The organism is Variovorax sp. 160MFSha2.1, from assembly GCF_048305075.1.
Classification (GTDB): Bacteria; Pseudomonadota; Gammaproteobacteria; order Burkholderiales; family Burkholderiaceae_C; genus Variovorax; species Variovorax guangxiensis.
Genome location: NZ_CP157624.1, coordinates 2222532 through 2243261, shown reverse-complemented (window position 1 = coordinate 2243261; position 20730 = coordinate 2222532). Strand labels below are relative to the sequence as shown.

The 20730-nt window shown below is 67.7% G+C and carries 20 protein-coding genes; 12 read left to right on the top strand and 8 right to left on the bottom strand.

Annotated features, from left to right (window positions below):
• Positions 1 to 289: 289 nt before the first annotated feature.
• Positions 290 to 1102, top strand: a complete 813-nt coding sequence (locus tag ABL838_RS09920; protein ID WP_369658882.1) for an alpha/beta fold hydrolase — start codon at positions 290 to 292, stop codon at positions 1100 to 1102.
• Positions 1103 to 1133: 31 nt separating this feature from the next.
• Here the strand turns inward: ABL838_RS09920 and ABL838_RS09915 are convergent, their stop codons facing one another.
• A complete protein-coding gene (locus ABL838_RS09915; protein ID WP_126024634.1) occupies positions 1134 to 1925 on the bottom strand; it encodes a transporter substrate-binding domain-containing protein in 792 nt (263 codons plus the stop codon).
• Positions 1926 to 2230: 305 nt separating this feature from the next.
• Between ABL838_RS09915 and ABL838_RS09910 the strand changes: the two genes are divergently transcribed.
• Positions 2231 to 2389, top strand: a complete 159-nt coding sequence (locus ABL838_RS09910) for a hypothetical protein (protein WP_418125197.1) — start codon at positions 2231 to 2233, stop codon at positions 2387 to 2389.
• A gap of 108 nt (positions 2390 to 2497) precedes the next feature.
• Here the strand turns inward: ABL838_RS09910 and ABL838_RS09905 are convergent, their stop codons facing one another.
• Positions 2498 to 3430 carry a LysR family transcriptional regulator gene (locus ABL838_RS09905; protein ID WP_418125196.1) on the bottom strand — a complete coding sequence of 311 codons (933 nt, stop codon included), beginning with the start codon at positions 3428 to 3430 and terminating at the stop codon, positions 2498 to 2500.
• Between the two features lie 154 nt (positions 3431 to 3584).
• Here ABL838_RS09905 and ABL838_RS09900 point away from each other — a divergent pair, with 154 nt between their 5' ends.
• Positions 3585 to 4934 (top strand): M20 metallopeptidase family protein, encoded by a 1350-nt coding sequence (locus ABL838_RS09900; RefSeq protein ID WP_418125195.1) that lies wholly within the window; start codon positions 3585 to 3587, stop codon positions 4932 to 4934.
• 15 nt (positions 4935 to 4949) lie between these two features.
• On the opposite strand, the gene ABL838_RS09895 is transcribed toward ABL838_RS09900, so the two are convergent.
• Entirely contained in the window at positions 4950 to 6440 is a 1491-nt protein-coding gene (locus ABL838_RS09895; RefSeq protein ID WP_126024630.1) for an FAD-dependent monooxygenase, read from the bottom strand.
• Between the two features lie 245 nt (positions 6441 to 6685).
• Between ABL838_RS09895 and ABL838_RS09890 the strand changes: the two genes are divergently transcribed.
• Positions 6686 to 9703, top strand: coding sequence for a PAS domain-containing protein (locus ABL838_RS09890; protein ID WP_418125194.1), 3018 nt, complete (start codon positions 6686 to 6688; stop codon positions 9701 to 9703).
• Positions 9704 to 9736: 33 nt separating this feature from the next.
• Here the strand turns inward: ABL838_RS09890 and ABL838_RS09885 are convergent, their stop codons facing one another.
• The gene (locus ABL838_RS09885; protein WP_126024628.1) at positions 9737 to 9922 is read right to left on the bottom strand and encodes a hypothetical protein; all 186 of its coding nucleotides are present in this window, start codon (positions 9920 to 9922) and stop codon (positions 9737 to 9739) included.
• A 345-nt stretch (positions 9923 to 10267) separates the two neighbouring features.
• Here ABL838_RS09885 and ABL838_RS09880 point away from each other — a divergent pair, with 345 nt between their 5' ends.
• Together ABL838_RS09880 and ABL838_RS09875 are read left to right on the top strand one after the other, a co-directional pair.
• Positions 10268 to 11107 (top strand): phosphate/phosphite/phosphonate ABC transporter substrate-binding protein, encoded by an 840-nt coding sequence (locus ABL838_RS09880; RefSeq protein WP_418125193.1) that lies wholly within the window; start codon positions 10268 to 10270, stop codon positions 11105 to 11107.
• Positions 11108 to 11215: 108 nt separating this feature from the next.
• A complete protein-coding gene (locus ABL838_RS09875; RefSeq protein ID WP_418125192.1) occupies positions 11216 to 11920 on the top strand; it encodes a glutathione S-transferase N-terminal domain-containing protein in 705 nt (234 codons plus the stop codon).
• Positions 11921 to 11952: 32 nt separating this feature from the next.
• Here ABL838_RS09875 and ABL838_RS09870 read toward each other — a convergent pair whose 3' ends face one another.
• The 4 genes from ABL838_RS09870 to nthA all read right to left on the bottom strand — a co-directional run bounded on the left by ABL838_RS09870 (position 11953) and on the right by nthA (position 15051).
• Complete coding sequence (locus ABL838_RS09870) at positions 11953 to 13176, bottom strand: glutamate carboxypeptidase (protein ID WP_221297455.1); 1224 nt, start codon at positions 13174 to 13176, stop codon at positions 11953 to 11955.
• A gap of 170 nt (positions 13177 to 13346) precedes the next feature.
• Positions 13347 to 13715 carry a nitrile hydratase accessory protein gene (locus ABL838_RS09865; RefSeq protein ID WP_369658891.1) on the bottom strand — a complete coding sequence of 123 codons (369 nt, stop codon included), beginning with the start codon at positions 13713 to 13715 and terminating at the stop codon, positions 13347 to 13349.
• The gene (nthB, locus tag ABL838_RS09860) at positions 13712 to 14377 is read right to left on the bottom strand and encodes a nitrile hydratase subunit beta (RefSeq protein WP_418125191.1); all 666 of its coding nucleotides are present in this window, start codon (positions 14375 to 14377) and stop codon (positions 13712 to 13714) included. The genes ABL838_RS09865 and nthB overlap by 4 nt, the downstream gene beginning before the upstream one ends.
• Positions 14374 to 15051, bottom strand: a complete 678-nt coding sequence (gene nthA / locus ABL838_RS09855) for a nitrile hydratase subunit alpha (RefSeq protein WP_418125190.1) — start codon at positions 15049 to 15051, stop codon at positions 14374 to 14376. The genes nthB and nthA overlap by 4 nt, the downstream gene beginning before the upstream one ends.
• 70 nt (positions 15052 to 15121) lie before the next feature.
• Between nthA and ABL838_RS09850 the strand changes: the two genes are divergently transcribed.
• The 6 genes from ABL838_RS09850 to tssC all read left to right on the top strand — a co-directional run bounded on the left by ABL838_RS09850 (position 15122) and on the right by tssC (position 20678).
• Positions 15122 to 15964 carry a thymidylate synthase gene (locus tag ABL838_RS09850; protein ID WP_126024622.1) on the top strand — a complete coding sequence of 281 codons (843 nt, stop codon included), beginning with the start codon at positions 15122 to 15124 and terminating at the stop codon, positions 15962 to 15964.
• The gene (locus tag ABL838_RS09845) at positions 15961 to 16485 is read left to right on the top strand and encodes a dihydrofolate reductase (RefSeq protein ID WP_126024621.1); all 525 of its coding nucleotides are present in this window, start codon (positions 15961 to 15963) and stop codon (positions 16483 to 16485) included. Before ABL838_RS09850 ends, ABL838_RS09845 begins: the two co-directional genes overlap by 4 nt.
• 10 nt (positions 16486 to 16495) lie before the next feature.
• Positions 16496 to 17638: a phosphatidate phosphatase App1 family protein gene (locus ABL838_RS09840; protein ID WP_418125189.1), complete on the top strand. Its 1143-nt coding sequence runs from the start codon at positions 16496 to 16498 to the stop codon at positions 17636 to 17638.
• A 194-nt stretch (positions 17639 to 17832) separates the two neighbouring features.
• Positions 17833 to 18072 carry a hypothetical protein gene (locus ABL838_RS09835; protein ID WP_126024619.1) on the top strand — a complete coding sequence of 80 codons (240 nt, stop codon included), beginning with the start codon at positions 17833 to 17835 and terminating at the stop codon, positions 18070 to 18072.
• Between the two features lie 460 nt (positions 18073 to 18532).
• A complete protein-coding gene (gene tssB, locus ABL838_RS09830; protein WP_369658897.1) occupies positions 18533 to 19114 on the top strand; it encodes a type VI secretion system contractile sheath small subunit in 582 nt (193 codons plus the stop codon).
• Positions 19115 to 19175: 61 nt separating this feature from the next.
• Positions 19176 to 20678 carry a type VI secretion system contractile sheath large subunit gene (tssC, locus tag ABL838_RS09825; protein ID WP_126024617.1) on the top strand — a complete coding sequence of 501 codons (1503 nt, stop codon included), beginning with the start codon at positions 19176 to 19178 and terminating at the stop codon, positions 20676 to 20678.
• Positions 20679 to 20730 lie beyond the last annotated feature (52 nt).

The following is a 20730-nucleotide window of genomic DNA, read 5'->3' as shown; positions in this document are numbered from 1 at the left end:
GTCTTCGGGCGCATTCGTGCGCGGATGCCATTGGAACCTCGCCGGTCGCGAGATTGGCGCTGCGTGCGTTGGCTGGTGTTAGGCGTTGTTAGGCGCGGGCATGCGCCGCCCCGAACCGGGGTGTACCGGCGCTGTTTCGGCCACCCGGCTTGAAAAGTAATGTCACTGCACGCGCCCCGGACACAGAGGCATACAGACCGGGCCGTACTTGCCCCGCATCGCCCATAGATTCAGCGCCGTCGGCACCGGGCCGATCCTGTTTCACCCAAGTCCAAAAGGAAGAATCGTCATGAAGAAGTTCTCTCGCCGTCTCGCCGCGACCCTGATGGCCCAGGCGCTCGGCCTGGCAGCGCTGGCGCCCCTGCACTCGTTCGCGCAGCCGGCGGATGCGGCGCCCTCCCCCAGGCCCACGATCGTGCTCGTGCACGGCGCCTTCGCCGACTCATCGAGCTGGGACGGCGTGGTGCAGCGCCTGCAGGCACGGCACTACGCCGTGATCTCCGCCGCCAATCCGCTGCGCGGACCTTCGTTCGACGCGGCCTCCGTCGCCAGCGTCGTCGATTCGGTCAAGGGGCCGGTCGTGCTCGTCGGGCATTCGTACGGCGGCTCGGTCATCTCGTCGGCCGCGAACGGCAAGGCGAACGTGAAGGCGCTGGTCTATGTGGCGGCCTTCGCGCCCGAGGCGGGCGAAACGGCGCTCGGCCTCACGGGCAAGTTCCCGGGCAGCACGCTCGGCCCCACGCTGGCACCGGCGGTGCCGCTCGCCGATGGCGGCAAGGACCTGTACATCCAGCAGGACAAGTTTCCCGCGCAGTTCGCGGCCGACGTTCCGCTGGCCAAGGCGCGCCTGATGGCCGTGGGCCAGCGCCCCATCGCCGAGGCGGCGCTGAACGAGGCGGCGCAGGCTCCGGCGTGGAAGTCGGTGCCGTCATGGTTCGTGTACGGCGATCGCGACAAGAACATTCCGCCGGCTGCGCTGGCCTTCATGGCACAGCGCGCCAACGCGCGCAAGACGGTGGTGGTCAAGGGCGCCTCGCACGTCGTGATGACCTCCCAGCCCGAGGCGGTCACCAGGGTGATCGTCGAGGCGGCCGGGCACTGAGCATCGGCCTGGCGTTTCCGGTCTCGGGGATCTACTGCGGCAGGTCTCCGGCCGGGCGCTCCAGCCACTTCATGGACAGCCGGTCGAGTTCGCCGCTCTTCTTCGCCTCGTCGATGATGGCGTTGACCTTCTGGCGCAACGCGTCCTCGCCCTTGGCCACGCCGATGTAATTGGGGCTCTCCTTCAGCAGCAGCTTGTAGGTGGTGCCCAGCGCCGGGTTGCCGACCATGATGGTGTTTGCGACCGATGCCCCCGTGGCGATCAGTTGCACCTGCCCGGAAACGAAGGCCGAGACGGTGCGGGTGTTGTCGTCGAAGCGGCGGATGTCGGTGCCCGAAGGCGCGACCTTGTTGAGCTCCTGGTCCTCGACCGAGCCGCGCGTGACCGCGATCGACTTGCCGGACAGGTCGGCGAAGCTCCTGATGTTCACGGTCTTCGCGCCGAAGATGGCTTGATAGAACGGCGAGTACGCAGCGGTGAAGTCGATCTGCTTCTCGCGGTCCGGGTTCTTGCCCAGGGTGGCGATGACCAGCGCGGCCTTCTTCTTCTGCAGGGTCGGAATGCGGTTGGCGCTGGTCACGGGGATCAGGTCGACCTCCACGCCGAGCTTCGCGCCGATGTAGTTGGCCATGTCGATGTCCAGGCCATGCATCTTGAAGTCGCGGTCCATCGAGCCGTAGGGCGGGAAATCGGGAGGAACCGCGATCGCGATCTTCCTGTTCTTGAGGATGGTGTCCAGCGCGCTCTGCGCATGAACCGCCCCGGTTGCCATGAGGCCGCTGAGCGCCAGCCCCAGAACGAATTGCAATCTGCCGAATTTCATGATGCCTGAACGATGACGAGTGGTTGTGGGTTTGATGTCGGGCGCGAGGCCGGGCCCGGCCGCGCCCGCACCAAGCCGCACGAACCGTGCCAGTGGTATACAAGACTCATGCACCCGATCAGAACGACAAAGGTGGTGCGCAACCCGCGAAGCAGCCCCGATTCAGGGATCGGAGCCCCACATTGGGGACGCTCCCGCATCCCATGTTCTGGCGATGAAGACATGCGGCAAACCCGTAGGCTCGGGAAGCCACGGGGCGCGTTGTCTTCAATGAAGCCCCCGGACCCTTTTTCACCAGGCGAACCATGATCGAGACAGAGACGCTGCCCGATGAAGAACTGGGCGCGCAGGCCACCGAGTGGCGTCGGCGGGCGCTGCAAGGCGAGCTGCACGCCCGCGGCATCGCCCATCAGCTGGAGGCCGAACTGCGCCGGCGCGCCGGCGTCCACCACCATGCCGACTAAGACACGCTGGACCTGCGGTCGCTCGAGCACCGGCAGGGAAAGCGGCCCTGGTGGAAGCCCTGGTGAGCAGGGGTTGCCTGCACGCTGGCGTGCAAGGCCGCAACGCAATCACTTCACCGTCCGCCCTTTCTGCCGCGAAGCCGGCTTCGCAGGTAGACGATCCCGCTGGCCCGCGGCGGCATCGCGCAGACATTCGACGAAGGCCTGCGCCGCCGGCGTAGGCCCGGAGCCGGCGGGCAGGCACACCGACACCTGCACGCGCGGCAGCGGCGCGGCCAGCGGCAGGCGGACCAGTCCGCGGGAGGCGACGGGGTCGTCCGCCAGCGAAGCGGCGGCCAGGGTCAGCGCGTCGGCATTGCGAACCAGCGAAAGGCCGAACTGGACCGACTGGCACACCACGATGTTGCGCGGCGCCGCCAGCCCGGCCTGGCCCAGCGCCCGCACGCCGTAGGACGGCACGGCCCACAGCGCGCCCTGCAGCCGCTCGATGGTGCGCACGCGCGCCATCGGATGCCCCGCGCGGGCGATGGCGGCCAGCGGGGCTTGCAGCAGCACCTCGCTCGTCAGGCCGTCCTGCACGGCCGCGCCTTCCAGATCGCTGAGCACCGCGAGGTCGTGGCCTGCCCGAAGGCCGGTGGCCTCGGCGCTCGTGATCTCCACCAGTTCCAGCGAAACGCCGGGGCAGTGCGCACGAAAGACCAGCAATGCCTGCGGCAGCAGCCGCGCCGCCGCGAGCGAGCTGAAGGCGGCGCGCAGGTGGCCGCCGCCGTCGCGCAATTGCGCGATCTCGCTTTCCGTGCGTCGGATCTCGTCGAAGAGCACGGCGGCGCGCCGCAGCAGGACCTGGCCGATCTCCGTGGGAACGATGCCCCTGGCGCTGCGCACCAGCACGGGCGCGCCGATGGATCGCTCCAGCTCGCGGATCGCATAGGTCATGGCCGGCTGCGTCAGCGCGGCATTGCGGGCCGCGGCGCGGATGCCGCCGGCCTCGGCCACGAGACGGAAGATTTCCAGGTGTCGCAGGTTCATCGTGGAGCTCATCGTGGAGCTCATCGGGGTACGGAGTACGCGGGAAGGCGATCGAGAAGTTTGATCGTCGGATGGAGATTTTTGTCTTTTCTTCTATCCCCTGGTCCATTAACTTCGCGCCGACCGACGACTGCCCCCTCCTCCTTCGAACCTTTCGCGCACCAGCATGAAGCAACTGCATCTCCTTGCCGCACTCGCCACGGCCTGCCTGTTCAACCTGAATGCCGTGGCCCAGGGCAACGGCCCGGGCGCGCCCTCCGAACTGCAGCAGCGCGGGCTGTCGCTGGCGGACGCCACCGAGGCGCAGGTGATCGCGTGGCGCCGCCATATCCACCAGAACCCCGAGCTCTCGTTCCAGGAGGTGCGCACGGCCGCGTACGTGGCCGAGGCGCTGCGCAAGATGCCGGGCATCCAGGTGCAGACAGGCGTTGCAAAGACAGGCATCAAGGCCGTGCTGCGCGGCGGCAAGCCGGGGCCGGTGGTGGCCCTTCGCGCCGACATGGACGCGCTGCCGGTGGAGGAGCGCAACGACCTTCCCTTCAAGTCGCTCGCCAAGGGCGACTGGCTCGGCAAGGAGGTACCGGTCGCGCACGTCTGCGGCCACGACACGCACGTCGCGATGCTGCTTGGCGCGGCGCAGGCGTTGTCGGAGATGCGTGCCGACCTGCCCGGCACGGTGGTCTTCCTGTTCCAGCCGGCCGAGGAACTGGGCCCGGGGCCGGTGCCGAGCGGTGCCTCGGCGATGGTGCAGGCGGGCGTGCTCGACAACCCGAAGGTCGACGTGGTGATGGGACAGCACATCAACGCCAGCGGCGCGGTGGGCATCGGCTACCGGCGCGGTGCCCTGATGGCCAGCGGCGACATGTTCAAGATCTCGCTGAAGGGCCAGGGCGGCCACGGCTCCTCGCCCTGGACCGCGAAAGACCCGACGCTGGCGGCGGCCGAGATCGTGCTGGCGCTGCAGAACATCGTGAGCCAGCGCATCGATCCGCTCGACGGCCCCACCGTGGTCACCGTGGGCATGCTGCAAAGCGGCAACCGCGCGAACATCCTGCCCGAGACGGCGGAGCTCGCCGGCACGGTGCGCTCGCTGTCGGCCAGGAACCAGAAGGTGGCGCACGAGAACATCCGCCTGAAGGCCCAGAAGATCGCCGAGCAGTACGGCCTGACGGCCAAGGTGGACATCGACACCGGCTACGAGGTGCTGGTGAGCGACCCCGAGGCGACCCAGACGGTGGTGAAGAGCCTCGAAGCCGCGGCGGGCCCCAACGCGCAGGCCCGCGAGATCGGCCCGCGCATGGCCTCGGAAGACTTCGGCGCCTTCGGCAGGAACCTGCCGGTGGTGTTCTGGAACCTCAACGCATCCCCGTTCGGCGACAAGCCCGGCGCGCCCAATCATTCGCCCGAGTTCGCCATCGACGAGAAGGCCCTGCGCATCGGCGTGCGTGCGCTGGTGGGCAGCACGCTCGGCTACATGGCGGCGCGACCGGGCAAGGATGTGACTGCGTCACGCTGAGCAAGGTGGCTGCGCTCAGGCGCCGAACCACCTGTTCATCGCCTGCTGGAGACCATCCGATGCGCCATCGCTCGCCCAAGCCACATAGCCATCAGGCCTGACCAGCACCGCGGCCGGCGCCGCGACCGCTCCGAGCGCGGGCAACTCCCACGGGCCGTCGCATCTGCCATTGACCAGCTTGATGCGGCCAGCCCACGGCGAGACATCGAAGCGGCCTGGCGCGCCGAAATCCAGCAGCAGCGGCCGCGCATCCCGCAGCAGCGCGAACACGCGCACGGGGCCATCGGCGGTGAGCACGTCGAGATCCGGCATGCGGCGACCGAGCAACGGGTGTCCCTCGCCAAGGTCGTAGCGGATGGCGAGCCCCGACATCTCCGCCGCGATCCGCCTGCGGGGCTCTTCCATGCCGAGAAGCTCCGACATGATTTCGCGCAAAGCCTCGGTGCGATCGTCCGTGCGCTGCAGCGCGACCTGCGCCATCGTCGTGCGCAGCACGCGAGCCGCCACCGGATGCCGCTCGGCGTGATAGGTGTCAAGCAGGCCTTCGGGCGAGACGCCCTTGACCACCTGAGCCAGCTTCCAGCCCAGGTTCATCGCGTCCTGCACGCCCGTGTTGAGGCCCTGCCCGCCCACCGGGGAATGCACGTGCGCGGCGTCGCCGGCCAGGAGCACCCGGCCCTTGCGGTAGGCCGCGGCCTGGCGCGACATGTCGGTGAACCTCGAGATCCAGTTCAGGCGCCGGATTCCATAGTCCGTTCCACAGGCCTCGACGAGCAGTTCCTTCAGCTCGTCCAGCGTGGGTTCGCTCGTGGCGCCCGCGGTCTTCTCGGTCACCATCACGCCGACAGGACCTTCCCTGGCGAAGATGATCCTGCCGTCGCGGATCTCGTACTGCTCCCTGCTGAAGGCATGCACGCCCCGCGCGGTGCGGTGCACGCCCAGCGGCGGCTCCTCGGCCATCTCGACCTCGGCAAGGATGCTGCTGGTGGTCGCGTCCCACCCCGGAAACTCGATGCCCGCGGTCTTGCGCACCAGGCTGCGCCCGCCGTCGCAGCCCACCAGGTAGCCCGCGCGCAGCGTCTCGCCGCCGGACAGCTCGATGGTCACGCCCGCATCGTCCTGCACGAAGCCTTTCAGCTCGCGGCCGCGATGGACCGGCACCGCGAGCTCGTCGATCCAGCCCGCGAGGATGCGCTCGATGTGCTTCTGCCTCAGCGCCAGCCCGTAGTTGTGCCGGGTCGGAAAGTCGCTGATGTCCAGGCGCGTGACCGCGAACCCCGTGACCTGCGCCACCTGTCCCTGCGCGAGGAACCGGTCCACGATCCCGCGCTGGTCGAACACCTCCAGCGTGCGTGAACTCAGGCCGCCGGCACGCGAGCCGGCAAGCTCCTGGTCCGGCCGGCGCTCGACGATGGCGACATCGATGCCCGCCAGAGCCAGTTCACCCGCCAGCACCAGGCCCGTCGGGCCCGCTCCGACAATCACTACCGCATGTTCTTCTGTCATCCGTAGATCCATTTGTCTTCATTCGCAGGAAGGTCGCGATGACACCTGTACCTTCGACCTAACGATGGCCTTCGCACAGGGGCATCCGCGCCCGATTCATTGTCCATCGCGGGCGAAAGGAACCGTTGCGCCTCAGCGCCATGCCTACAGGCGCAAGGGCATTGCTCGTGCGGTCGAGCGAAAAACCCCGTTGCTATCATCGACTCATGCAGTCACGGCCACCCCGTGGTGGCGGAGGAAAGCGAGTGCGGCTCAAGCTGAGAACGAAGACGGCACTGCTGATCACGTCACTGGTGCTCGTGCTGGTCGGCGTGACGGGCGGGTGGCAATACCGCAGCCTGTCCAGCGAGTACATCGAACTGATGCGCGAGCAGCAGCAGGCGCTGACCGACAGCGCCGCGGCCGACCTCGACTACAAGCTCGGCATCCATCTGTCGGCCCTGGCGCGCGCGGCCCGCGAACTCGGCGCGCAGGGCTTCGCGGACCCCGCGGCTCAGCAGCGCTTTCTCAGGGACCAGGACCTGCGCACGATGTTCGACAACGCCGCGCTGGCCACGCCCGACGGCGCCATCGTGGCGATCAACCCTCCCACCGAGCGGCCTTCGAGCATTGCCGACCGCGACTACTTCCGCCGCGTGCGCGACACGGGCCAGCCCACGATCTCGGCGCCCCTTCTCACCAGGAGCGCGCGGCAGCCGGCGGTCATCATGGCCGTGCCCGTGGACGGAACGGACGGGCGCCTCGCCGGCGTGCTGGGCGCGGCGCTGAACCTGCAGCGCGCCAACGTGCTCGGCGATCTCAGCCGCGCCACCGTCGGCCGGGGCGGCCACTACGTGATCGTCACGCGTGGCCCCTCCCCGCAGATCGTCATGCACCCCGATGCGAACCTGCTGCTCAAGCCCGCGAGCGCCCTCGCCTCCGGCGACGGCATCGGCAAGGACGTGGCCACTCATGCACTCATTCCCGCCGCCGGCTGGGAGCTGCGCCTGGTCGTGCCCGCCGCCATCGCCTACGCGCCGCTGGAACAGGTACGGCGCAACCTGCTGCTGCAGCTGCTCTGGCTCGGCCTGGGCTGCGCGCTCCTGGTCTGGGTGGGCACTACATGGGTGATGCGCCCCCTGGAGGCGCTGAGCGGCGCGATCCGCACCCTGCGCCGCTCGCCCGACAGCCAGGTCGGCCTCGATGTCGTCGCCAACGACGAGCGCGGAGACCTCGCGCGCGAGTTCGACGCGCTGATGGCCGAGCTGCGCGAGCAGCGGCTCGAGATGGCCGCGGTCACCGACGCTTCGCCGGTGGGCCTCTTCCGCTGCGACAGCGAAGGCCGCATGACCTACGTGAACGACGAGTACCTGGCGATCCACGGCCTCGCGCGCAAGGATGCGGCGGCGGGCTGGCTCACGCTGGTGCGCGAGGAGATCCGCGAGACGGTTCGCCAGGAGTGGGCGCACCTTGCCAACACGGCCACGCCGGTGGCGGTCACGCGCCGGCTCCATCGCAGGGACGGCACCCGCGTGCTGGTTGCGCTGAGGAGCCGGCCGGTGCTCGCGGCGGACGGCCGCGTGCTCGGCCATGTGGGCACGGTGACCGACATCACCGAGCGCACCCGGGCCGAGCAGGCGCTGCGCACGCTGACCGCCATCTTCGACATGACGACCGACTACATCGTCCAGCTGGACGCGAAGGGGCGGCTCATCTACATGAATCCGGCGGCGCGGCTGCGCACGGGCCTGGCGCTCGACGCGCCGATCGAGCAGTTCAGCGTGGCCGACTTCAATCCGCCGGAGACCATGGAAAGGCTCGCCACGGAGATCGTGCCCACCGCCGTGCGCGCGGGCATCTGGGTGGGCGAGTCGATGGTGTGGGACGCCAGGCGCGAGGCGTTCCCGGCGAGCCACATGGTGATCGCGCATCGCGACAAGCACGGCAAGGTGGAGTACTTCTCCGGACTGATGCGCGACATATCCGCGGCCAAGGCCGCGGAACGGGCGCTGCGCGACAGCGAGCATCGCCTGCGCATGGTGACGGACCACCTGCCGGCGCTGATCTCCTACCTCGATCGCGACCTGCGGTTCCGCTTCGTCAACAAGGCCCACCAGGACTGGTTCGGCATCCCCACCGAGCAATTGCTGGGCATGGGCCTGTGGAAGTTCTACGGCGAGGAGGCATGGGCCGAGATGGAGCCGCACCTGCGTGCGGCTCTGGCCGGCAGGCAGGTCACCTACGAGCGCAGGCTGAAGACGCCCGGCGGACGCCGCGACGTCCAGGCCACGGTGGTGCCGGAGCGCGACGAGCACGGCGAGGTGATCGGCCTCTACACGCTGGACAGCGACATCACCGCGCACCACGAGGCGGAAGAGGCGCTGCAGGAAAGCGAGGCACGCCTGCGCACCGTGGCCGATGCGCTGCCGATGCGCGTGGCCTACATCGACGCGGAGGAGCGCTACCGGTTCAACAACCTGGCCTACGAGCGCGGCTTCGGGCTCTCGCGCGAGCAGATCCAGGGGCACACCGTGCAGGAGCTGCTGGGCGAGCCCGACTACCTGGCCCTGCAGCCGCACATCCGCGCGGCACTGGCCGGCGAAACCGTCACCTTCCAGAGCGAGGTCGCCAGGAGCGACAGCTACTACTGCTACGAGGCCCAGTACATCCCGCAGCCCGCGGTCAACGACGAGACCATCGTCGGCTTCCATGCCGTGATCACCGACATCACGCGGCAGAAACTCGAGGAGAAGCGCCTCGTGACTCTCGCGCAGGTCGATCCCCTGACCGGCCTCGCCAATCGCTCGGGCTTCGAGGCGCGCCTGGACGAAGCGATGGAGCGCGCCCGGGGTGCCGGCGCGCTGATGGCGCTGATGTACCTGGACATCGACGGATTCAAGAAGATCAACGACCAGTTCGGGCACCAGGTGGGAGACGAGCTGCTGCGCGGCTTCGCGGGCAGGCTGTCGCAGGCGCTGCGCTCCGGCGACGTCCGCGCGCGCCTGGGCGGCGACGAGTTCACGGTGATCATGGAAGGACTGCCCGGCGCGGATGCCGCGATCTCGGTGGCCTCCGGGCTGATCGACGCCATGCAGCAGCCGTTCGATCTGGAGGAGCGCACGATCCTCGTGAGGACGAGCATCGGCGTGGCCTTCTACCAGGGCGGCGACGCGACGGCCGCCGCGCTCGTCAGGCAGGCCGACGAGATGCTCTACCAGGCCAAGGGCGCGGGCCGCAACAACTACCAGGTGGCGTCGCATCCGGTCGGGGGGCATCCGGCCTGAGGTCCCTCCCGTACGGGGCTTTTTCCGCCGGCGTCAACGCATTTCCTGTTGCAGGCTCATCGTCGTCACCGGGCTCTTGACGGGCGCCTCGGACATCAGTTGCTGGAGGTCGAACTGGAAGCTGCCCCCGGCGCGCTCGCGTTCCACGGCCAGGTGCAGGAGGGCAATGGTTGCTATCAGCACCGCCATGGCGAACACGAGCCATAGCTCTCCCCGCAAGGGTTGGGGCTGGGGTTGCGGCTGTGGCTGCTGGTGGCCTCGTCGACTGCGGCTTCTCATCTCTTGTTCCTCCGGTTGATGACGGCAGGAGTCTGCGTGGCCCCGGGCTCCGGTCGCGTCGGACAAAGCTGGCGCGCCTTGTATTCCGCCTCCGATAGACGGCGGGCGGGCAGCCTCCCGAGGGGTGCACCCGTTGACCGGCGTCAATGCGCAAGCCGTAGCACGAACCTACTATCTGCCGCCATCGGCGTGCCATGGGATACGTGGGGCTGTTGCACCAGACTGGATCAATGTAATAATTTAGTTACAAAATTCACTACCACCCTCCGAAGAAAGCCACTCGCCATGCAACGCCTGCCCCTTCATCCCTCGCTTCGCCTCGTCGCTCGCCTCGCTGCGGGCGCGCTTGTCGCGGCCGGCGCCTCGGCGCATGCCTTCGTGATCGGCGTCAGCGAGGGCGTGAGCTACGACGTGTCCGACGCGCAGGTCACGGCGCGTTTCGAACCTATCGCCGAGGTGCTCTCCAAGGCGCTGAAGCAGCCGGTGACGGTCAAGGTGCTCAATTCGTACAACGGGGCGCGCGAGGCGCTGAAGCAGCAGCAGGTCGACCTGGCCTTCGTGCATCCCTCGCACGTGGCGCTCGGCGCCATCAAGGGCGGGCAGTACAAGGCCTTCGCTTGGACCACCGGCTACACCGACTACAAGGTGTCGTTCCTGTGCAAGGAGCAGCAGCCGATCTCCGACTGGAAGAGCGTGGCCGGCAAGCAGCTGGTGATGCCCGACGCCGACTCCATCACCTCGGTGATCACGCGCGCCATGCTGCGCGAGCAGGGCCTGCAGGGGCCGGCTGCGGTGAAGGTGACGAACACGCGCTTCCAGGAGGCCGTGCCCTTCTATGTGCAGAACGGCTTTGCGGCCTATGGCGCCACCGCGGCTTCGGGCGTGATCAAGACCTGGAAGGACGGCGGCGGCAAGATCTGCGCGGAATCGCGCGCGGTGCCGATCAAGCAATGGCTGGCTTCCAGCAAGCTCGACGCGGCCACGGTGAACACGGCGCGCGACGCATTGCTGGGCCTGGCGCAGACCGACGCCGGCAAGCGCGCGCTGGCGGCATCGAGCTACGTGGGCTTCGTCAAGCCCTCGGCCGATGTCGAGGTTTCGCTGATGAACTGGCTCGGCATCTGATCCGAGGACACGCAAGGGCCGACGGCAGGACAAGACCGCACGCGCACGCCCGGCCACAGGCCCGGGCAGAATCCCGCGCTTGCAGTCTTCTCCCCCAAGGACCCTTTCATGACCGATCTCTCGAGCTTCCCCATCACGAAGAAGTGGCCCGCGCAGCACCCCGAGCGACTGCAGCTGTACTCGCTGCCCACGCCCAACGGCGTGAAGGTGTCGATCATGCTGGAGGAAACCGGCCTGCCCTACGAGCCGCACCTGGTGAGCTTCGAGACCGGCGACCAGATGTCGCCGGAGTTCCTGTCGCTCAACCCGAACAACAAGATCCCGGCCATCCTCGACCCCGATGGTCCCGGCGGCAAGCCGCTGGCGCTGTTCGAGTCGGGCGCGATCCTGATGTACCTGGCCGAGAAGACCGGCAAGTTCATCCCGCAGGATGCCGCCGGCCGCTACGAGACCCTGCAGTGGGTGATGTTCCAGATGGGCGGCATCGGCCCGATGTTCGGCCAGCTCGGCTTCTTCAACAAGTTCGCCGGCAAGGACTATGAAGACAAGCGTCCGCGCGACCGTTACGTGAACGAGTCGAAGCGCCTGCTGGGCGTGCTCGACAAGCGCCTGGCCGGCCGCGCATGGATCATGGGCAGTGACTACACCATCGCCGACATCGCCACCTTCCCGTGGATCCGCAACCTGATCGGCTTCTACGAAGCGGGCGACCTCGTCGGCTTCAAGGACTTCCCGAACGTCGCGCGCGCGCTCGAAACCTTCGTGGCGCGCCCCGCCGTGGTGGCGGGGCTGGGCATTCCGAAGCGCGGCTGAGCTGGAAGCCCGCGCGCCCCTTTCGATTGCACTCAGTTGCCGGTGGACAGGTCCATCAGCATGCGCGAGAGCAGATAAAGCCGCGGCACCACGCTCTCGACTTCCGCGTACTCCTCCGGCGTGTGGATGCCGCCGCCCACGATGCCGAAGCCGTCGAGCACCGGCACTCCGACGCCCGCCACCAGGCTCGCATCGGCCGCGCCTCCGCTGCTCTCGATGGTGAGCTTCTTGCCGATCTCGGCGTAGATGCCTTCGGCCATGTTCACCAGCTTGTCGGAAGCGGGCGAGCGCGGCATCGGCGGCAGGCCGCGGATCAGGCGCACGCGCACCTCGGTCTCGGGAATCAGCTTGTTCTGCGAGATGCGCACCAGGTCCTTCTCGACGCGATCGAGCTCCTCCGGCGTGGCGGCGCGCACGTCACCCTTGGCGCTCGCGGTCGCGGGAATCACGTTGGTCGGGCCGTTGGCGGTGAGCACCGTGAAGTTGACCGTGGTCTTCTTCGCCGCGTCGGCCGTCTTCGACAGCTGCAGCACCTGGTGCGCCACTTCCATCGCCGCGTTGCGGCCGGCCTCGGGCGCCACGCCCGCGTGGGCCGCCAGCCCCTTCACCTCGACGAGCGCGGTGGCCGAGCCCTTGCGCTCGACCACGAGGCCGTCGGCCGGGCGGCCCGGCTCCAGGTTCAGCGCCACGTCGTGCTGCTTCGCCACGCGCTCGATGAGCGCGCTGGTGCCCACGGAGCCGGTCTCCTCGTTGGTGTCGAGCAGGAAGGTGATCTGCCCATAGTCCTTGAAGCCGATCTGCTGCAGGATCTTCAGCGCGTACAGGCCGGCCACCACGCCGCCCTTGTCGTCCATCACGCCGGGGCCGTAGGCGCGGCCGTCCTTGATGTAGAAGGGCTTGGCCGCGGCCGTGCCTTCCTTGAAGACGGTGTCCATGTGCGCCAGGATCAGGATCTTCTTCTTGCCCTGCCCCGTCAGCGTGGCCACCACGTTGGTGCCGGGATGCGGATCGGCCGGAAAGGTCTCGATGCGCGCGCCGAGCTTGCGCAGCTCTTCCACCGCCAGCTCGCGCACCTTGGCCAGGCCCGCCGTGTCGGCCGAACCCGAATCGATGTTGACCATGGTCTCCAGCATCTTGAGCGCGCCATCCTTGCTCTGGGTGGCCGCGTCGAGCACGCCCTGGTGGGCCTTCTGCGCAATGGCGCTGCCGGCGAAGAGCGCGCATGCGAGCGCGGTGCCCTGGGCGATGGCGAGCATGCGGCGGCGCGCGGGTGCCGGGAACTTCATGGCCGAAGAAGCCGAAGAAGCGGAAGAAGCCGATGCGGGATGGCGCGGGTGAGTCGTCATGTTGTCCGTTCTGTTGAAGGAAGTTCGGGAAAGGCAAGGCGGGCTCGCACCCGCCTTGCCGCCCGCACTCTACAGACAGTTCAGCCGGGAAAGTCTTCCCCGCGCAGTTCGATCGGCTGACCATGCGGCGTGCGGCCCGCCGCGTGCTCCCAGGCATGCCGGTAGCGGGCCAGTTCGTCGCCCGAGCTGGCGCCCTTGCTGGCCACGAGCTTCTCTAGCGCGGCGAGCCAGTGCAGGTAGTAGGTCTGGCCGTTGTCGGGGTCGCCCGCGGCCTGGGCTTCGGAGATCTGCGCGGCCAGCGCCTCGGCCCATTCGGGCCATGTGAAGAGGCCGCGCTCGTGCAGCGCCAGCGTCATCGCGAAGGCCTGGGCCTCCCAGGGCGCGCTGAACACGGGCCCGTGCGCATCGCGCGGCATGCCGGGCGCGAGGGGCATGCGTTCGCCGCTCATGCAGCGGCCTCCAGATAGCTTTCCCACGCATCGACCGACACCGAGAGGTTCTGGCGCGGCGCATCTTCGCCCCACAGTTCGGCCTCGTCGAACTCCACCGTGTAGAGCCACTGCGGCTGCTCGCCGAGCCCTTGCGCGTTGGTGTCGGCGAACACGTGCGCGCCGTGTACCTGGACGATGGTGCCGCGCCTGCCCTGCACATAGGCCGGCAGCCGCGTGTGATGCTCGACCTTGCCGAGACGCATGCGCACCTCCTGGCCCGCGGCGAAGCGTGCCGGCGCAGGTGCCGGCCGCTGCGCGGGCGAGCCCTTGGCCAGCACCGCCGGCACGTCGGCCGCGCGCAGCACGCGGGCCACGGGCGCGGCCGGATGGCTCATCTCACCGCTCGCAATCTCGTCGGGAAAGATCTGGCCGCGCTGCAGCATCAGCTGCTCCAGCGCGCCAAGCCAGATCCGGTAGTAGCTCAACTCGCCGTAGTCGGGCAGCGTCTCGCGCACGGAGCGGCTTGCATCGATGTTCCAGGAACCTGTCGCGCCCATGGCCAGCACCAGCGCCAGCGCGCGCGGCTCCCAGGCGGCGTGGAAGAGTTCGCCTTCAGCCTCGGGCACCACCTTGCCGAAGCCCGGCTGGCCGCCCAGGTCGGCCTTCGTCGCGTAGCTCATGCGGCACTCCCTGCTTCGGCCGGCGCACCGGCCAGCCGCGTGCCGATCATCGAATCGCGCGAGACCAGATCGGCGAGTTGCTCTTCGCTCAGGCCCTCGGTGCCGGCGGGCCGCTGGGGGATGACGAGGTAGCGCACCTCGGCGGTCGAATCCCACACGCGGATGCGCGTGGTCTCGGGCAGGGTCACGCCGAAGTCGGCGAGCACGCCGCGCGGGTCCTTCACCGCGCGGGAACGGTACGGTGCGCTCTTGTACCAGGTGGGCGGCAGGCCCAGCACGGGCCAGGGGTAGCAGCTGCACAGCGTGCAAACCACCATGTGGTGCGTGTCGTCGGTGTTCTCCACCGCCACCATGTGCTCGCCCTGGCGGCCGGTGTAGCCCAGCGAGGCTATTGCCGCTGTGGCATCGGACAGCAGCCACTGCCGGAAGGCCGGATCGACCCAGGCCCGCGCCACGACCCTCGCGCCGTTGCGCGGGCCGATGCGGGTCTGGTAGGTGTCGATCAGCACGTCGAGCGCGGCCGGGTCGATGTAGCCCTTCTGCGAGAGCACGCTCTCGAGCGCGCGCACGCGCAGGTCCATCTCGCCGAGTTCGCTGTGTTCCTGATCGTGGTCATGGCCGTGGTGGTGGCCGTGGTCGTGACCGCTGTCGTCGTGGGGGTGGTCGGAGCTCATCCGGGCGATGCTACGCCCGGGCACTTAAAATTCGAAGCCTCCCGCCAGATCCCCCGGAAGCCTTTCGTCCATGACCTCCACGCCCGCCCGCCCCGTCCGCTCCCAGTACGAAGATTTCATGCGCCACGTCGACACCCATGGCGTCTTCAAGAGCGACCGCACGGGCACGGGCACCAGGAGCGTGTTCGGCCACCAGATGCGCTTCGACCTGAACGAGGGCTTCCCGCTGGTGACCACCAAGAAGGTGCACCTGAAGTCCATCATCCAGGAGCTGCTGTGGTTCCTCACCGGTTCCAGCAACAACAACTGGCTCAAGGAGCGCGGCGTCACCATCTGGGACGAGTGGGCGCGCGAGGACGGCGACCTCGGCCCCGTTTACGGCGTGCAGTGGCGCAGCTGGCCCACGCCCGATGGCGGCCACATCGACCAGATTTCCGAAGTCGTCAAGACGCTGAAGACCAACCCCGACTCGCGCCGCATCATCGTGAGCGCATGGAACGTGGCAGAGCTCTCGAAGATGGCGCTCATGCCCTGCCATGCCTTCTTCCAGTTCTACGTGGCGCCGCCGCAGGCCGAGGGCGAACGCGGAAAGCTCAGCTGCCAGCTCTACCAGCGCAGCGCCGACATCTTCCTGGGCGTGCCCTTCAACATCGCGAGCTATGCGCTGCTCACGCACATGATCGCGCAGCAGTGCGACCTCGACGTGGGCGACTTCATCTGGACCGGCGGCGACTGCCACATCTACAGCAACCACGCCGAACAGGTGGCGTTGCAGCTCAGCCGCACGCCCTACCCCTACCCCACGCTGAACATCAAGCGCAAGCCGGCGTCGATCTTCGACTACCAGTACGAGGACTTCGAAGTGCTCGACTACCGGCATCACGAGGCGATCAAGGCACCTGTGGCGGTATGAGCAAGCCCCGCATCAACATCATCTTCGCCCGCGCCGCCAACGGCGTGATCGGCTTGAACAACACCATTCCCTGGCACATCCCGGAGGACATGGCGCACTTCAAGCAGCAGACCGCAGGCGCACCGGTGATCATGGGCCGCAAGACCTGGGACTCGCTGCCGCCGCGCTTCCGACCGCTGCCGGGCCGGCGCAACATCGTTGTCACGCGGCAGGCCGACTGGCAGGCCGAGGGTGCGCAGCGCGCGGGCAGCCTGCAGGAGGCGCTCGCTCTTTGCGAACAGCCCGAGGTCGATACCGCCTGGGTCATCGGCGGCGCGCAGATCTACGCAGAGGCCGCGCCGCTCGCGCAGCGCGCTGTGGTGACGGAGGTTGCCCGCGAGTACGAAGGCGACGCATACGCCCCCGAGCTCGATGCCGCCTCCTGGCGCGAGACGCAGCGCGAATCGCATGTCTCGGCCAAGGACGGACTGGGCTTCAGCTTCGTGACCTACGAGCGCATCGCTGCCGCGGCGAACAAATAGACGAACAGGCATGAGCGAAGGCGTTGCGCACCGGCCACTTCCGCCCGGCTTGCGACGCCGCTCGGTGATCGCCGGCGCGGTCCTTCTCGCGGGCCTCGCGCCGACGCGAGCTGTGCAGGCGGCCGAGCCACTGGAGCCCGACGAGGAAGCGCTCTTCATGACCGGCACGGCGCGCCCCACCACCGATGGCCGCATCGAGGTCGACATCCATGCATGGATCTTCGAGCGCGAGAACCGCTGGGGCCTCAACGCGGCCTTCGCGCGCTACCTGGGCCTCAGCCTGAAGAAGCTCTCGCCCGCGGCGCGCCTGCGCTTCAACCAGCGCACCGCGCTCTTCCACGCGGAGTCGGAGGAAGGCAAGGTGATCGACGTCGATTTCGAAGGCGGGCGCACGCGCGTGACGATGCCGCCATCGGGCAAGGATGGCCGCTGCAACCTGCGCGTCGTGATCGACACGCCGCGCGCACCGCTGCTGCCGACTTCGCCCTCGCCGCAGGAGTGGGTGCAGTTCCACGGCGTGACCGGTCCGGGCGAGTTGCTGCACCGCTTCAGGGGGCACGCGCTCGTGGTGCCCGAGCAGGGTGTGTCGGTCATCTCGGACATCGACGACACCATCAAGCGCACGCAGGTGCGCGAGCGGCGCGAGATGCTGCTCAACACCTTCGCCCGCCGCTTCGAGGCGGCGCCTCGCATGGCGGGCTGGTATCGCGCACTGGCGAAGGTGCCGGGCACGCGCTTCCACTATCTCTCGGCGAGTCCCATACAGCTGTATCCGGCGCTGTCGGACTTCATCCGCAACGCGGGCTTCCCGCAGGGCAGCATGCACCTGCGCGAGAGCACGACGTGGCGCACGCTCATTCCGGGCGACGACGATTCGCGCGCGCACAAGCTCGGCGTGATCGGCCGGCTGCTCGCGGAATTTCCGCAGCGGCGCTTCGTGCTGGTGGGCGATTCGGGCGAAGCCGATCCCGAGATCTACGCGCAAACGTTTCGCTCGCATCCTCGGCGCATCGACAGCATCGTGATCCGCGACGTGACGGGCGAAGGCCGCACTTCCGAGCGCTATCGCGCGACCTTCGAAGGCATCGATCCGGTGCGCTGGCACATCGTGATGCCGGACACCGCCGAGTGGCCCGTGCAGGCCATCAACTAGGCATCGACCAGCCTGCGCACCGGTCAGGCCTGCGGCAGGTCGCCGGAAACAAACCGGCACCTTCGTCCCCTTCTCTTCGCGAAAGGAACACTTCGGTACACGCGCGGAAAGGCACGCACGGGACAGGGTTTAGACAACGCTAATTGTTTGTGCGCACAATGTCCGAAACGCCCTCAACCAAAAGGAGACGGCTCATGTCCATGGAATTTCTTCGGGTCATCGCCGAGCAGAAATTGCCATATGTCATCCACACGCCGGCCGACATCGACAGGCTGCGCGTGCTGCGTGCGGCAGAGTTGGTGACAGCATTCATCCCGCCTTCGGAGCGTGCGCCCGACGAGCGCGCGATCCGCCAGCTCGCCCAGGTCGAATCGATCACGGCCAAGGGCATGCTGGCACTCAACAAGGCCACCTCGGCATTCATCGAACTGTAGGAAGACGCGGCTGCGTCTTCCCTGCGCGCGAGCCCCGCGGCCACGCCTCGGCACCCTCCATCGGCTGTTACAAATAGCCCTCTTTTCCGCGTAACCCGGCCGGTTCGCGGCCATCCTCCGCTTCGCGTTTCTTGCTCATCCGCGTGACCGGAGGCGCTTGCTCGCGCGCGTCTGCGTTACCACGCTGGCCTTTTGCGCGTCAATTGCGTGACAAAACGCTCAATTACACGATTTTCTACGGATCGATGGCTTGCTTTCTCGCGCGGTTCTACCCGCGTCATGGGGTACCTACCCAATTCTGGGGATTGTGAGCAGATATCTCGATTTGTATCTTTCGTTCGTCTCAATGCATGCCGGGACTGCAACGGCAACGGGCCGCGCGGGCGCTTCCACAAGGCGCAGCAGCGTCGAAGACACCAACGTGTGTTCTTGTCAATTCAACCTTTTCTGAGAGCGAACAATGTCGAACAGCTTGCAAAAATGGGTGGGACGCAATCGTCCTCCGCGCGTCCAGATCACCTATGACGTCGAGATCGGTGACGCAGTCGAAAAGAAGGAGCTGCCGCTCGTGGTGGGCCTGCTGGCCGACCTGTCGGGCCAGCCCGCGCAGCCGCTGCCCAAGCTCAAGGAGCGCCGCTTCGTCGAGATCGACCGCGACAACTTCGACGGCGTGATGGGCAACATCTCCCCGCGCCTGGACCTCTCGGTGCCCGACACCATGAAGGGCGAAGGCAACCTGAAGATCGAACTGAACTTCAAGGAGTTCGGCGACTTCCATCCCGAAGCCATCGTGAGCCAGGTGCCACGCCTGGCCAAGCTGCTCGAGGCGCGTCAGCAGCTGCGCGACCTGCTGGCCAAGCTCGACGGCAACGACGAACTCGACGGCCTGCTCGAGCGCGTGGTTCAGAACAGCGAAGACCTCAAGACGGTCCAGAGCCAGGCCAAGGCGGAAGCCGACGTGGCACCGGCACAAGCCTCGGCTTCGGCTTCCGCGGAAGCCGCTGCCCAGACCTCCCCCGAAGCCGAAGCACCGGCAGCGTGATCAACCACGCCGGCCGCTGCCCCTCGCGGCGCAGCCCGGCACTTCATGAATGGTGATAGAGATGGCCAACAAATCCAAAGCCGCCGAAGCCGGCAGCGCAGCAGCAACCACCGTCACGACCAGTGATATGAGCCTGCTCGACAAGATCGTCTACGAAGGCAACATGACGACCGAGCCCTCGCAGGGCGCCTACGCGAAGAAGCTGATCGGCCAGCTGGCTTCGCAGATCCTCGACGAAGGCATGAAGACCAGCCCCGACAAGGGCGTGGTCACGCTGATCAACGAGCGCGTCGCCGAGATCGACCGCCTGCTGACCGACCAGCTCAACGCGATCCTGCACGCCCCCGAGTTCCAGGCCCTCGAAGCCTCCTGGCGCGGCCTGCACGACATGGTGTTCGGCACCGAGACCGGCAGCAACCTCAAGCTGCGCCTGCTCAACGTGAGCAAGAAGGACCTGCTGAAGGACCTGGAAGGCGCCGTCGACCACGACACCAGCGTGCTCTTCAAGAAGATCTACGAGGAGGAATACGGCACCTACGGCGGCCACCCCTACTCGCTGCTGATCGGCGACTACTACTTCGGCCGCCATCCGCAGGACATCGCCCTGCTGGAGCGCATCTCCCGCGTGGCCGCCGCCGCGCACGCGCCCTTCATCGCCGCCGCCGCCCCGGCCCTGTTCGACTTCAAGTCGTTCACCGAACTGGGCGTTCCGCGCGACCTGTCCAAGACCTTCGAGAGCGCCGAGCTCGCCTCGTGGCGCGGCTTCCGCGATTCGGAAGATTCGCGCTATGTGTCGCTGGTGCTGCCCAGCTACGCGGCCCGCCTGCCCTACGGCGCCAAGACCATCCCCGTGGAGAACTTCAACTACGAGGAAGACGTGGACGGCACCGACCACGGCAAGTACCTGTGGGCCAACGCGGCCTACCAGCTCGGCCTTCGCATCACGCAGGCGCACTCGCTGTACGGCTGGACCACGGCCATCCGCGGCGTGGAAGGCGGCGGCAAGGTCGACGGCATGGTGGCCCACGCCTACAAGACGGACGAAGGCGACATCGCCCTGAAGCCGCCGACGGAAGTGACCATCACCGACCGCCGCGAGAAGGAACTGAGCGACCTGGGCTTCATCGCCATCGTCAACTCCAAGGGCTCGAACACCGCCGCCTTCTTCGGCGGCCAGACCGTCAACAGGCCCAAGGTGTACGACAAGGACGCGGCCAATGCCAACGCGGCAGTGTCGGCACGCCTGCCCTACATCCTGGCCGCATCGCGCTTCGCCCACTACCTGAAGGTGATCGTGCGCGACAAGATCGGCAGCTTCCAGACGCAGGCCGACATGCAGAAGCACCTGAACAACTGGGTCGCGAACTACGTGCTGGTGAGCCCCTCGGCGCCGCAGGCCATGAAGGCCAAGTACCCGCTGAGCCAGGCCCGCGTGGACGTGACCGAGGTGCCGGGCAAGCCGGGCTCGTACCGCGCCATCGCCTTCCTGAAGCCGCACTTCCAGCTCGAGGAACTCTCGGCCTCGATCCGCCTGGTGGCCGACCTGCCGGCAGCCGCCGCCTGATCGCACCGCACCGTCTCAATCAACGTCGACATACCGACTGAAAGAAAGAATT